At 71.8% G+C, this 13,421-nt stretch carries 12 protein-coding genes; 10 read left to right on the plus strand and 2 right to left on the minus strand.

Annotated elements, in window-relative coordinates:
* Window positions 1-53: 53 nt before the first annotated feature.
* The 9 genes from BM385_RS06215 to BM385_RS06255 all read left to right on the plus strand — a co-directional run bounded on the left by BM385_RS06215 (window position 54) and on the right by BM385_RS06255 (window position 10,111).
* Window positions 54-806 (plus strand): YebC/PmpR family DNA-binding transcriptional regulator, encoded by a 753-nt coding sequence (locus BM385_RS06215; RefSeq protein WP_019434784.1) that lies wholly within the window; start codon window positions 54-56, stop codon window positions 804-806.
* 83 nt (window positions 807-889) lie between these two features.
* Complete coding sequence (gene ruvC / locus BM385_RS06220; protein WP_093842403.1) at window positions 890-1,456, plus strand: crossover junction endodeoxyribonuclease RuvC; 567 nt, start codon at window positions 890-892, stop codon at window positions 1,454-1,456.
* Entirely contained in the window at window positions 1,453-2,079 is a 627-nt protein-coding gene (ruvA, locus tag BM385_RS06225) for a Holliday junction branch migration protein RuvA (protein WP_019434782.1), read from the plus strand. Before ruvC ends, ruvA begins: the two co-directional genes overlap by 4 nt.
* Before the next feature lie 17 nt (window positions 2,080-2,096).
* Window positions 2,097-3,167 carry a Holliday junction branch migration DNA helicase RuvB gene (gene ruvB, locus BM385_RS06230; RefSeq protein WP_019434781.1) on the plus strand — a complete coding sequence of 357 codons (1,071 nt, stop codon included), beginning with the start codon at window positions 2,097-2,099 and terminating at the stop codon, window positions 3,165-3,167.
* 161 nt (window positions 3,168-3,328) lie between these two features.
* Window positions 3,329-3,793, plus strand: a complete 465-nt coding sequence (gene yajC / locus BM385_RS06235; RefSeq protein WP_093842404.1) for a preprotein translocase subunit YajC — start codon at window positions 3,329-3,331, stop codon at window positions 3,791-3,793.
* Between the two features lie 116 nt (window positions 3,794-3,909).
* Window positions 3,910-5,799 carry a protein translocase subunit SecD gene (secD, locus tag BM385_RS06240; protein WP_093842405.1) on the plus strand — a complete coding sequence of 630 codons (1,890 nt, stop codon included), beginning with the start codon at window positions 3,910-3,912 and terminating at the stop codon, window positions 5,797-5,799.
* Between the two features lies 1 nt (window position 5,800).
* Complete coding sequence (gene secF, locus BM385_RS06245) at window positions 5,801-6,955, plus strand: protein translocase subunit SecF (RefSeq protein WP_019434778.1); 1,155 nt, start codon at window positions 5,801-5,803, stop codon at window positions 6,953-6,955.
* A 5-nt stretch (window positions 6,956-6,960) separates the two neighbouring features.
* Window positions 6,961-7,521, plus strand: coding sequence for an adenine phosphoribosyltransferase (locus BM385_RS06250; RefSeq protein WP_093842579.1), 561 nt, complete (start codon window positions 6,961-6,963; stop codon window positions 7,519-7,521).
* A gap of 160 nt (window positions 7,522-7,681) precedes the next feature.
* Window positions 7,682-10,111 carry a RelA/SpoT family protein gene (locus BM385_RS06255; protein ID WP_019434776.1) on the plus strand — a complete coding sequence of 810 codons (2,430 nt, stop codon included), beginning with the start codon at window positions 7,682-7,684 and terminating at the stop codon, window positions 10,109-10,111.
* Window positions 10,112-10,206: 95 nt separating this feature from the next.
* On the opposite strand, the gene BM385_RS06260 is transcribed toward BM385_RS06255, so the two are convergent.
* Both BM385_RS06260 and BM385_RS06265 read right to left on the minus strand, forming a co-directional pair.
* Window positions 10,207-11,394, minus strand: coding sequence for a DUF349 domain-containing protein (locus BM385_RS06260; protein WP_093842406.1), 1,188 nt, complete (start codon window positions 11,392-11,394; stop codon window positions 10,207-10,209).
* 333 nt (window positions 11,395-11,727) lie between these two features.
* Complete coding sequence (locus BM385_RS06265; protein ID WP_019434774.1) at window positions 11,728-12,588, minus strand: peptidylprolyl isomerase; 861 nt, start codon at window positions 12,586-12,588, stop codon at window positions 11,728-11,730.
* Window positions 12,589-12,707: 119 nt separating this feature from the next.
* Between BM385_RS06265 and BM385_RS06270 the strand changes: the two genes are divergently transcribed.
* A complete protein-coding gene (locus tag BM385_RS06270; RefSeq protein ID WP_019434773.1) occupies window positions 12,708-13,421 on the plus strand; it encodes an MBL fold metallo-hydrolase in 714 nt (237 codons plus the stop codon).

The following is a 13,421-nucleotide window of genomic DNA, read 5'->3' on the forward strand; positions in this document are numbered from 1 at the left end:
ACGGTAGGATCTCGGCACTGGTTTCTGTTGGTGACATCTGAAGGAGCAAGGCTGTGTCCGGCCACTCTAAGTGGGCTACCACCAAGCACAAGAAGGCCGTGATCGATGCCAAGCGCGGCAAGCTCTTCGCCAAGCTGATCAAGAACATCGAGGTCGCGGCCCGGACCGGCGGCGCCGACCTGGACGGCAACCCCACGCTGTACGACGCCGTCCAGAAGGCCAAGAAGAACTCCGTCCCCAACACCAACATCGACCGCGCGGTCAAGCGCGGCGCCGGTCTTGAGGCGGGCGGCGCCGACTATCAGACGATCATGTACGAGGGTTACGGTCCCAACGGTGTCGCGGTGCTCATCGAGTGCCTCACCGACAACCGCAACCGGGCCGCCTCCGACGTGCGCGTCGCCATGACCCGCAACGGCGGCTCGATGGCCGACCCCGGCTCGGTGTCCTACCTGTTCCACCGCAAGGGCGTCATCATCGTGCCCAAGGCCGGCCGCAGCGAGGACGATGTGCTGGACGCGGTGCTGGACGCCGGTGCCGAGGAGGTCAACGACCTCGGCGAGTCCTTCGAGGTCGTCAGCGAGGCCACCGACCTGGTCGCGGTGCGCACCGCCCTCCAGGAGGCCGGGATCGACTACGACTCGGCGGACAACAGCTTCCTGCCCACCATGCAGGTCGAGCTGGACGAGGACGGCGCCCGCAAGATCTTCAAGCTGATCGACGCCCTGGAGGACAGCGACGACGTGCAGAACGTCTTCGCCAACTTCGACGTCTCCGACGACATCATGGCCAAGGTCGAGGCCTGACGCCCGCTCACCCTCCTTGTCGGTGCCGCCCGATAGCCTTCGGACGGACGTGCTGATCACGGCGCGGGGAGCGAGGGAGTGCGGTGCGGGTATTGGGCGTGGACCCGGGGCTGACCCGCTGCGGGGTCGGCGTGGTGGACGGCGTCGCCGGGCGTCCGCTGCGGATGGTGGCGGTGGGAGTGATCCGTACCCCCGCCGAGCAGGACACCCCCGAGCGGCTGGTGCTCATCGAGCGCGGCATCGACGCGTGGCTCGATGAGCACCGCCCCGAGGCGGTCGCCGTCGAACGGGTCTTCAGCCAGCACAACGTCCGCACCGTGATGGGCACCGCGCAGGCCAGCGCCGTGGCGATGCTGTGCGCCGCCCGGCGCGGACTGCCCGTCGCCCTGCACACCCCCAGCGAGGTCAAGGCGGCCGTCACCGGCACAGGACGGGCCGACAAGGCCCAGGTCGGCGCCATGGTCACCCGGCTGCTGCGGCTGCCGGCCCCGCCCAAGCCGGCGGATGCCGCCGACGCCCTCGCGCTGGCCATCTGTCACATCTGGCGCGGCGCCGCCCAGCAACGGCTGGCCCGGGCCACCGCCGCTGCCGCCCCCGGCGCGCGGCGCTCCGCGCCCGTACGAGTTGCGAAGGGCACCATCGAACCGTGATCGCCTTTGTCTCAGGCCCCGTCGCCGCGCTCGCCCCCGACACCGCCGTACTGGAGGTCGGCGGCGTCGGCATGGCCGTCCAGTGCACCCCCGGTACCCTCGCCGGCCTGCGGGTGGGGGAGCCCGCCCGGCTGGCCACCTCGCTCGTCGTCCGCGAGGACTCCCTGACCCTCTACGGATTCGCCGACGACGACGAGCGGCAGGTCTTCGAACTGCTCCAGACCGCCTCCGGCGTCGGCCCCCGCCTCGCCCAGGCCATGCTCGCCGTGCACAGCCCCGACGGCCTGCGCCGGGCCATCGCCTCCCGGGACGAGAAGGCCCTGACCGCGGTCCCCGGCATCGGCAAGAAGGGGGCGCAGAAACTCCTCCTCGAACTGAAGGACAGACTCGGCGAGCCCGCCGGCGGCCCGCAGCGCCCCGCCGTCCCCGCCCCCGCCGGGCCGCCCGAGTGGCGCGAGCAGCTGATGACCGCGCTCACCGGCCTCGGCTACGCCCCCCGGGAGGCCGAGGAGGCCATCGGGGCCATCGCCCCGCAGGCCGAGGCGGTCGCCGCCGACGGCACGCCCGTCCCGGTGCCCCGGCTGCTGCGCGCCGCCCTGCAAACCCTCAATCGCGCCCGCTGAGGACGAGGAGACCCCCGATGACCTGGGAAGAACAGCCACCGCAGGACACCGGCCGGCTGGTGGGGGCCACCGCCGAGGGCGAGGAGCTGGCCGCCGAGGCCGCGCTGCGCCCCAAGGATCTGGCGGAATTCGTCGGCCAGCCCAAGGTCCGCGAGCAGCTCGACCTGGTGCTGCGGGCGGCCCGCGCCCGGGGCGGCACCGCCGACCATGTGCTGCTCTCCGGGGCCCCCGGGCTGGGCAAGACCACCCTGTCCATGATCATCGCGGCCGAGATGGGCGCCCCGATCCGCATCACCTCCGGGCCCGCCATCCAGCACGCCGGCGATCTGGCCGCGATCCTCTCCTCGCTCGCCGAGGGCGAGGTGCTCTTCCTCGACGAGATCCACCGGATGTCCCGGCCCGCCGAGGAAATGCTCTACATGGCCATGGAGGACTTCCGCGTCGACGTCATCGTCGGCAAGGGCCCCGGCGCCACCGCCATCCCGCTGGAGCTGCCGCCCTTCACCCTGGTCGGCGCCACCACCCGGGCCGGCCTGCTGCCGCCGCCGCTGCGCGACCGCTTCGGCTTCACCGGCCACATGGAGTTCTACGCGCCCGCCGAGCTGGAACGGGTCATCCACCGCTCCGCCCGGCTGCTGGACGTCACCGTCAGCGACGGCGGTGCGGCCGAGATCGCCGGCCGCTCGCGGGGCACCCCCCGCATCGCCAACCGGCTGCTGCGCCGGGTGCGCGATTACGCCCAGGTCAGAGGGGACGGCGTGGTCACCGAGGAGGCCGCGGCCCGGGCGCTGACCGTCTTCGAGGTGGACGACCGCGGCCTCGACCGGCTGGACCGCTCGGTCCTGGAGGCGCTGCTGAAGCTGTTCGGCGGCGGCCCGGTGGGCCTGTCCACCCTGGCGGTCGCGGTGGGGGAGGAGCGCGAGACCGTGGAGGAGGTCGCCGAGCCGTTCCTGGTACGCGAGGGGCTGCTGGCCCGCACGCCCAGGGGCCGGGTCGCGACCCCCGCCGCCTGGGCGCATCTCGGGCTCACGCCCCCGCCGGGCACCCCGGCGGCCGGCGGAGCACAAGAAGGCTTGTTCGAGTCGTGACCGGAGCCGCTTACCCTGGAACGGAACTCCGATAGCATCCGAGACGTTGTTCCCCAGGCGCAGCCTCGTTAGACTCCGCCGACGTCATCCGACCCGGACGGCGCTCCTGCCCCCCGAATACATGGCCGCGACAGCGGTTATACGAAGGAATTCCCTCCACCGTGGATATCGCGTTTCTCTTCCCCTTCATTCTTCTCATCGGCGTCATGTTCATGATGTCGCGGTCGGCCAAGAACCGGCAGCGTCAGGCCATGGAAATGCGTGACGCGATGGAGCCCGGCACCGGCGTGCGGACCATCGGCGGGATGTACGCCGAGGTCAAGGAGGTCCGTGAGGACACCGTGCTGCTGGAGCTCTCCCCGGGCGTGCACGCCCTGTTCGCCAAGAACGCCATCGGGGCGGTGCTGGACGCCGACGAGTACGAGCGGATCATCAACGGTGAGTCCCCCTACGACGACGAGGACGCCCCGGTCGTTCCGGACGACGCCTCCTCGCTGACCGAGGGCACCGACACCGGCGACGACCGGGTCGAGCTGGGCAAGAAGGACTCCGCCGAGGCCACCGCCGAGGACGAGACCAAGAGCGAGGACTCCGCGCGGGACGGGGAGAACGGCTCCAAGTCCTGAGCTGCCGGTGCCGCCCGCCCCGCCGGGGCGTGGCCGCGCCGGTCCGCCCGTCCATCACCCCGTCCGTCCGCGTGGCCGGCACCGGGCGCGGGTCGTAGGCAGAGAGAGACGAGAAGGTGGCGACACCGAAGAACGACTTCCGGTCCCCCAGGAAGCGGGACCTGTCCGGAGGTCAGGGGAAGCCGTGGCGCCCCCTGTTCCTGATCCTGGTGATCGTGGTGGGGCTCACGGCGGCGATGTTCGCCTCCGGGCACACCACACCGCGGCTGGGCATCGACCTCGCCGGAGGGACCAGCATCACGCTCTCGGCGACGACGGACGAGAAGAACCAGTCCGCCATCAACCCGACCAATCTGAACACCGCCGTCTCGATCATCGAGCGCCGGGTCAACGGCCTGGGTGTCCAGGAGGCCGAGGTCCAGACCCAGGGCGACCGGAACATCATCGTCAACATCCCCAAGGGCACCGACAGCGAGCAGGCGCGGGAGCAGGTCGGCACCACCGCCGAGCTGGGCTTCCGGCCGGTCCTCTCGGTCGACTCCGGGGTGCCGCTGCCCGATGACCCGGGCGACACCGGTACCGACGACGGTGAGGTCACCGACGGCACCGAGGACGGCGAGGAGCCGGCGGACGACGGGACCGAGGGCACCGACAACGGGGAGAGCGGCGAGAGCGGCGAGGAGGGCGACACCTCCGACGCGGGCGACCAGGGCGAGGGCACCACGGACCAGAGCCTGGCACCGTCCGGCAGTGGCGCGGCCACCGCCACCACCGCCTCCTTCCGCACGGACGACGCGGCGACCGACGAGGCCACCACCGACGACGCGGCGACCGACGAGGACGCCACGGACGACGAGGCCACCGACCCGGAGCAGGAGCAGGCCCAGCAGGAGGCCGCCGATCTCCAGTCGCGGCTGGCCGCGCTCGACTGCTCCACCGACGAGTCCCGCGCCGCCGCCCGCGAGGCAGCCGCGCAGGCGAACACCGACCAGCCCATCGTCTCGTGCGACACCGACGGCCTCTGGAAGTACGCGCTCGGCCCGGTCGCCGTCCCCGGCACCGGGGTCAGCAGCGCCAACGCCGTCTACGAGACCCAGCGCGGCCAGGGCTGGATCGTGCAGATGGAGTTCACCAACTCCGGCGCCGACCAGTTCGCCGACGTCACCGGTGAGCTGGCCGCCATGCCCTCCCCGCAGAACCAGTTCGCGATCGTGCTGGACGGCGAGACCGTCTCCGCCCCCAGCGTCAACCAGCGGCTGTCCGGCGGCAACGCCGAGATCTCCGGCAGCTTCGACCAGGAGAGCGCCGAGAACCTGGCCAACGTCCTCAAGTTCGGCGCGCTGCCGCTGACCTTCGAGGAGGCCAGCGTCACCACCGTCTCGCCCATGCTGGGCGGCGAGCAGCTGCGGGCCGGCCTCATCGCCGGTGCCATCGGCCTCGCCCTCGTGGTGATCTACATGCTGGTCTACTACCGGGGCCTGGCGCTGATCGCGCTCGCCTCCCTGGTGGTCTCCGGCGCGCTCACCTACTCGATCATGGCGCTGCTCGGCCCGGCGATCGGCTTCGCGCTGAACCTGCCGGCCGTCTGCGGCGCGATCGTCGCCATCGGTATCACCGCCGACTCCTTCATCGTCTACTTCGAACGCATAAGGGACGAGATCCGCGAGGGGCGCACCCTGCGCACCGCCGTGGAACGGGGCTGGCCGCGCGCCCGGCGCACCATCCTGGTCTCCGACTTCGTGTCGTTCCTGGCCGCCGCCGTGCTCTTCGTGGTGTCGGTCGGCAAGGTGCAGGGCTTCGCCTTCACCCTGGGCCTGACCACGGCCCTGGACGTGGTCGTGGTGTACCTGTTCACCAAGCCGGTCATGACGCTGCTGGCCCGGAAGAAGTTCTTCGCCGGTGGCCATCCCTGGTCCGGACTCGACCCCAAGCGTCTGGGTGTCCAACCACCGCTGCGGCGTGCCCGCCGTCCGGTGATCGTTCCCAGCGACCCGAAGGAGGCGTGAGATGTCACGGCTCGGTGATCTCGGCGCCCGGCTCTACCGGGGCGAAGCCGGCTACGACTTCGTCGCCAAGCGGCGGCTGTGGTACGGCGTCTCCATCCTCATCACCATCCTCGCCTTCGCCGGTCTCGGCTTCCGCGGCCTGCATATGGGCGTGGAGTTCGAAGGCGGCGCGGTCTTCACCACGGAGGCCACCGACGTCAGCGTGGAGCGGGCCAGGGAGGTCGCCGAGGAGGCGTCCGGCAGCCAGGCCCTGGTCCAGTCCCTGGGCAACGACGGCTCGCTGCGGATCCAGGTCTCGGGCCTGGACACCGACCAGTCCAACCTCGTCCGCGAAGCGCTCGCGGACGAGCTGGGCATCCCCGCCCAGGAGCTGAACGCCGAACTGGTCGGGCCCAGCTGGGGCTCCCAGATCGCCAACAAGGCGTGGCAGGGTCTGGCCATCTTCATGGTGCTGGTGGTCATCTACCTCGCCATCGCCTTCGAGTGGCGGATGGCCGCCGCGGCGCTGATCGCCCTGATCCACGACCTCACCATCACGGTCGGGGTGTACGCCCTGGTGGGCTTCGAGGTCACCCCGGGCACCGTGATCGGTCTGCTGACCATCCTCGGCTACTCGCTGTACGACACGGTGGTGGTCTTCGACGGCCTGAAGGAGACCACGAAGAACTACCCCAAGCAGACCACCTACACCTACGGCGAACTGGCCAACCGGTCGCTGAACGCCACGCTGGTGCGGTCGATCAACACCTCGGTGGTCGCACTGCTGCCGGTGGCGGCGCTGCTGTTCATCGGTGGCGGTGTCCTCGGCGGCGGCATGCTCAACGACATCGCGCTGTCGCTGTTCGTGGGGCTGACCGCCGGTGCCTACTCGTCCATCATCATCGCCACCCCGCTGGTCGCCGACTTCAAGATGCGCGAGCCCGCCGTCAAGGCGCACGACAAGAAGGTCCTGGCCAAGCGGGCGAAGCGGGAGGCGGAGGAGGAAGCCGGCGAGGGCGCGGGAGCGGAGGACGGTGACGACCCGGCCGACACCGCCGCGGGCGCCGACGACGACGGTACGGAGGAGGCCGCCGCGGCCGGCTCCGTGGTGGGCCCGCGCCGGCAGCCGGTCTCCCGCAACCGGGGCCGCAACCGTCCGTCCGGAAAGCGGCGGTGACCGGGATGACCTCCGTGCCGCACGACGCCACCGGACTGCGCGAGCTGCTGCTGGAGCGCATCCGCGACGTCCCGGACTACCCGAAGCCGGGTGTGGTCTTCAAGGACATCACTCCGCTGCTCGCCGACCCGGCGGCCTTCGGGGCGCTCACCGACGCGCTGGCGAAGACGGCCACCGCCACCGGCGCCACCAAGGTGGTGGGTCTTGAGGCCCGTGGCTTCATCCTGGCCGCCCCGGTGGCCCTGCGCGCCGGGATCGGCTTCATCCCGGCCCGCAAGGCCGGCAAGCTCCCCGGTGCCACCCTCGGGCAGGCCTACGAGCTGGAGTACGGCAGCGCGGAGATAGAGATCCACGCCGAGGATCTCACCGCCGAGGACCGGGTGCTCGTGGTCGACGACGTGCTGGCCACCGGCGGCACCGCCGAGGCGGCGGTGCGGCTGATCCGCCGGGCCGGTGCCCGGGTGGCCGGGCTCAGCGTCCTGCTGGAGCTGTCCTTCCTGGCCGGCCGGGACCGGGTGCTCGCCGAACTGGACGACGCTCCGTATCAGGCGCTCATCACGCTCTGAGCACGCCCGCCGGCGCCCCGCCACCGCGCACCACGCGCGGTGGCGGGGCGCCGGTGCGTCCGGCGGCCGTACCGCGCCCGTACCGCGCCCGGCGCGAGCGGGTGGCCTAGGCTCGATACCATGGCCGTCCGATCGCTACGGCCGGACTCAAGGAGTGCCCTTGCCCGACGAGGCCCAGCCGCTCACCTCCGCGCAGCGGAAGAATGCCGCGCCGTCCCCGGCCGCCACCCGGCGTGACGGTCAGGACAGCCACGCCCCGGCACCCCCGGCCGCCGTCTCCGGGGTCTCGGGCCGTTCCGGCTCCTCCAACCGGGTACGGGCCCGGCTCGCGCGGCTCGGCGTCCAGCGCTCCAGCCCGTACAACCCGGTGCTGGAACCGCTGCTGCGGGTGGTCCGCGCGAACGACCCCAAGGCCGACACCGCCGTGCTGCGCCGGATCGAGCGCGCCTACCAGGTCGCCGAGCGCTGGCACCGCGGCCAGAAGCGCAAGAGCGGCGACCCGTACATCACCCACCCGCTGGCGGTGACCACCATCCTGGCCGAGCTGGGCATGGACCCGGCCACCCTGATGGCGGGACTGCTGCACGACACGGTGGAGGACACCGAGTACGGCCTGGACACCCTGCGCCGCGACTTCGGCGACCAGGTGGCGCTGCTGGTCGACGGGGTCACCAAGCTGGACAAGGTCAAGTTCGGCGAGGCCGCCCAGGCCGAGACCGTGCGCAAGATGGTGGTGGCCATGGCCAAGGACCCGCGGGTCCTGGTCATCAAGCTCGCCGACCGGCTGCACAACATGCGCACCATGCGGTTCCTCAAGCGGGAGAAGCAGGAGCAGAAGGCCCGCGAGACGCTGGAGATCTACGCCCCGCTGGCGCACCGGCTGGGCATGAACACCATCAAGTGGGAGCTGGAGGACCTGGCCTTCGCCATCCTCTACCCCAAGATGTACGACGAGATCGTGCGGCTGGTCGCCGAGCGCGCCCCCAAGCGCGACGAGTACCTGGCCACCGTCATCGACGAGGTGCTGGCCGATCTGCGCGGGGCCCGGATCAAGGCCACCGTCACCGGACGGCCCAAGCACTACTACAGCGTCTACCAGAAGATGATCGTGCGGGGCCGGGACTTCGCCGAGATCTACGACCTGGTGGGCATCCGGGTCCTGGTGGACACCGTCCGCGACTGCTACGCGGCACTCGGCACGGTCCACGCCCGCTGGAACCCGGTTCCGGGGCGGTTCAAGGACTACATCGCCATGCCCAAGTTCAACATGTACCAGTCGCTGCACACCACGGTGATAGGCCCCGGCGGCAAGCCCGTCGAACTCCAGATCCGCACCTTCGACATGCACCGGCGCGCCGAGTACGGCATCGCCGCGCACTGGAAGTACAAGCAGCAGGCCCAGGCCGGCGCCTCCAAGATCCGCTCCGACGCCCCGAAGAAGGGCGACAAGGGCGAGGGCGTCAACGACATGGCCTGGCTGCGGCAGCTGCTCGACTGGCAGAAGGAGACCGAGGACCCCGGGGAGTTCCTGGAGTCGCTGCGCTTCGACCTCTCCCGGCACGAGGTCTTCGTCTTCACTCCCAAGGGCGACGTCATCGCGCTCCCCGCCGGCTCCACCTCGGTGGACTTCGCCTACGCGGTGCACACCGAGGTCGGCCACCGCACCATAGGGGCCAAGGTCAACGGCCGGCTGGTGCCGCTGGAGTCCACCCTGGACAACGGCGACACGGTGGAGATCTTCACCTCCAAGGCCGAGGGCGCCGGACCCTCCCGGGACTGGCTGGGCTTCGTCAAGTCGCCCCGGGCCCGCAACAAGATCCGCGGCTGGTTCTCCAAGGAACGCCGGGACGAGGCGATCGAGCAGGGCAAGGATCTGCTCACCCGCGCGGTGCGCAAGCAGAACCTGCCGATCCAGCACGTGCTCACCGGTGACTCCCTGGTCACCCTCGCCCACGAGATGCGCTACCCGGACATCTCCTCGCTCTACGCGGCGATCGGCGAGGGCCATGTCTCCGCGCCCAGCGTGGTGCAGAAGCTGGTGCAGGCGGTCGGTGGCGAGGAGGCCGCCAGCGAGGACATCGCGGAGACCGCGCCGCCGATGCCCACCCGCAGCCGGCGCCGCTCCAGCGCCGACCCCGGCGTGGTGGTCAAGGGCGCCGACGACGTCTGGGTCAAGCTGGCCCGCTGCTGCACCCCCGTGCCCGGCGACCCGATCATCGGCTTCGTCACCCGGGGCAACGGCGTCTCGGTGCACCGCACCGACTGCGTGAACGTGGACGCGCTCTCCCGCGAGCCGGAGCGGATGCTGGCCGTCGAGTGGGCACCCACCCAGTCCTCGGTGTTCCTGGTCGCCATCCAGGTGGAGGCGCTGGACCGCTCCCGGCTGCTGTCGGACGTCACCCGGGTGCTCTCCGACCAGCACGTCAACATCCTGTCCGCCGCCGTCCAGACCTCCCGCGACCGGGTGGCCACCTCCCGGTTCACCTTCGAGATGGGCGACCCCAAGCACCTGGGGCACGTCCTGAAGGCGGTACGCGGCGTCGAGGGCGTCTACGACGTGTACCGGGTCACCTCGGCCCGCCGGCCCTGAGCCGGGCCCACCGCGGCACGGCCGTGGCCCCCGTACGGACAGCATCCGTACGGGGGCCACGGCCTTGTGGTGCGGCGCGCGCCGCGCGGGTTGTCTCAGCCGCCGAACTCGGCCAGGCCCTTCAGCGCCTGGTCCAGCAGCGCCTGCCGGCCGGCGAGCTCCTTCTCCAGCTTCTCCGCCTTGGCGGTGTTGCCCGCCGCCCGGGCCTGCTCGGCCTGCCGGCGCAGCTTGTCCACCGCGTCCTGGAGCTGTCCGGTCAGCCCCGCCGCCCGCGCCCTGGCCTCCGGGTTGGTCCGCCGCCACTCGGCCTCCTCGGCCTCCGCGACGGCCCGCTCCACGGCGTTCCAGCGGCCCTCGATGGCGTTCTTGGCGTCCCGGGGCACATGCCCGATCGCCTCCCAGCGCTCCCCGATGGACCGCAGCGCCACCCGGGCGGCCTTCACATCCGTGATCGGCAGCAGCTTCTCCGCCTCGGCCGCCAGCTGCTCCTTGCGGGTCAGGTTCTCCCGCTGCTCACCGTCGCGCTCGGCGAACACCGCGCTCCGGGCCTGGAAGAAGACGTCCTGCGCGGCCCGGAACCGGGTCCACAGGTCCTCCTCCGCGTCCCGGTGCGCCCGCCCGGCAGCCTTCCACTCGGTCATCAGCTCCCGGTAGCGGGCCGCCGTCGCCCCCCAGTCGGTGGAGGAGGACAGCGCCTCCGCCTCGGAGATCAGCTTCTCCTTGCGTCGCCGGGTCTCCTCGCGCTGCGCGTCCAGCGAGGCGAAGTGCGCCTTGCGCCGCTTGGAGAAGGCCGAGCGGGCCTGCGAGAAGCGGTGCCACAGCTCGTCGTCCGTCTTGCGGTCGAGCCGTGCCAGCCCTTTCCAGGTATCCACCAGCGCCCGCAGCCGCTCACCGGCCGCCCGCCACTGGTCGCTGCCCGCCAGCTCCTCGGCCTCGGCGACCAGCGCCTCCTTGGCGGCCCTGGCCTCCTCGCCCTGCTTGGCGCGGGCGGCCTTGCGCTCGCGCCGGCGCTCCTCGACCACGGTGGTCAGCTGGTCCAGCCGGCGCCCCAGCGCCGCCAGGTCACCGACCGCGTGCGCCGCGTCCACCTGCTCGCGCAGATGCCCGATGGCCGTCTGGGCGTCCTTGGCGGACAGATCGGTGGTGCGCACCCGGCGCTCCAGCAGGTCGATCTCCACGACCAGGCCCTCGTACTTGCGCTCGAAATAGGCGAGCGCCTCGTCGGGCGAACCGGCCTGCCAGGAGCCGACGGTCTTCTCCCCGTCGGCCGTGCGCACGTACACCGTGCCCGTCTCGTCGACGCGCCCCCACGCGCCGCCGGCCGGTGCCGCGGTGCCCGCGTCGCTCGCAGCAGCAGCCTCGCTCGTCCCTGCGGCCGGCGCCTCCGGCGTCGGCCGGGTCTTGGTCTGCGGCTCGGCAGCCTGTCGCGCGTCGCTCACGGCGTCTCCTCACACGATGCCGCGAGCCCTTGCCACGGCATCATCCACGAATTTCATCCGGTCTCATCCGGCTTCCGGGCCCACCAGACCGGCGAGGGGCCCTGTACCCCGCCCAACATAGGCGACGGTTCGCCCGGCTGTCCGCCCCTGACGGAACGAATTCCCGCCGGGCGCCCCTCAGCCCGCCTCCACCGTCGCCGACTCGATCACCACGGTGGCGTTCGGCGGGGTGTTGCCGGTGGCGGGATCGGTGCCGCTGCCCGCCGCCGCGATGGTCTCCAGCACGTCGAGACCCGCGGTGACCGTACCGAACGGCGTGTAGTCGGGCGGCAGCGGACTGTCCTCGTAGACCAGGAAGAACTGGCTGCCACCGGAATCCCGGCCGCTGTCCTCCTGCGGGTTGTACTGGTTGGCCATCGCCACCGTGCCCGCCGGGTAGACCCCGTCCGCCACCTCCTCGGCGTCCAGGTTCTCGTCCGGGATGGTGTACCCGGGGCCGCCCATCCCGGTGCCGGTCGGATCGCCGCACTGGAGCACGTGCAGCCCCTCGGTCACCAGCCGGTGGCACGGGCTGTGGTCGAAGAAGCCCTCACCGGCCAGGAACGCGAAGGAGTTGACCGTGTGCGGGGCCGCCGCCGCGTCCAGCGCGATCTCGATGTCACCACAGGTCGTGGCCAGCGACATCGTGTACGCGGCCGAGGTGTCCACCGTCAGCTCCGGCTCCGCGTCCCACTGCTGCTCCGAGGGCGCACCCCCGGACGGCGCCGCGCACGGGTCCTCCACCGGCGGGGCGTCCGTCTCCTGGTCCGAGCCGTCCTGCTCCAGCGGATCCTGCGCCGCCGCGTCCGTGGTGTCGTCGTCCCCGCCGAACACCCCCGTGGCCAGGGCGGTACCGCCGCCCGCCACCAGCACCACCAGGACGGCCGCGAGCACGGCCCGGCGCCGCCGCGTCCTGCGCCACCGCTCCCCGCGGCGCTGCTGCTGACGCTCCCACTTCGCCCGGGCGAGCTGCTTGCGCCGCTGCTCTTTGCTGACCACCGCTCTCCTCCTGACGTACCCGACAAGCCTTGCGCCACCGTATACGGGTTCGCCCGGCCCGTACCGTCGCCGGTAGGCTTCCCGTTCACAGCCGAAGCCGAGAATCACGAAGGACGCCTGTGCTCATCGCTGGCTTCCCCGCCGGGGCCTGGGGGACCAACTGCTATCTGGTCGCCCCCGCCACGGGCGAGGAGTGCGTGATCATCGACCCCGGCCACCAGGCCGCCGAGGGAGTCGCCGACACCATCGCCCGCCACCGGCTCAAGCCGGTCGCCGTGCTGCTCACCCATGGCCACCTCGACCACGTCGCCTCGGTGATCCCGGTGTGCGGGGCCCACGACGTACCCGCCTGGATCCACCCCCGGGACCGCTTCATGCTCAGCGACCCGGAGAAGGCCCTCGGGATGACCATCGGCCGGCAGCTGCTGGGCGAGCTGACGGTGGGGGAGCCCGACGACCTGCGCGAGCTGAGCGACGGGACCACCGTGGAACTGGCCGGTCTGGAATTCGGCGTCGCGCACGCCCCGGGCCATACCCAGGGGTCGGTGACCTTCGGGCTGCCGGAAGCGGAGGACATCCCCCCGGTGTTCTTCTCCGGTGACCTGCTCTTCGCCGGCTCCATCGGACGCACCGATCTGCCCGGCGGGGACCACGCCGAGATCCTGCGCTCGCTGGCACGCGTGTGCCTGCCGCTGCCGGACTCCACGGTCGTCCTGTCCGGGCACGGCCCCCAGACCACCATCGGCACCGAGCGCGCCACCAACCCGTTCCTGCGGGAGGTCGCCGCCGGCCAGGGCGCCGGGGAGACCCCCGCGCCGCGACGAGGAATGTGA

This window comes from Streptomyces harbinensis, from assembly GCF_900116145.1.
GTDB classification, from domain to species: domain Bacteria; phylum Actinomycetota; class Actinomycetes; order Streptomycetales; family Streptomycetaceae; genus Streptomyces; species Streptomyces carpaticus.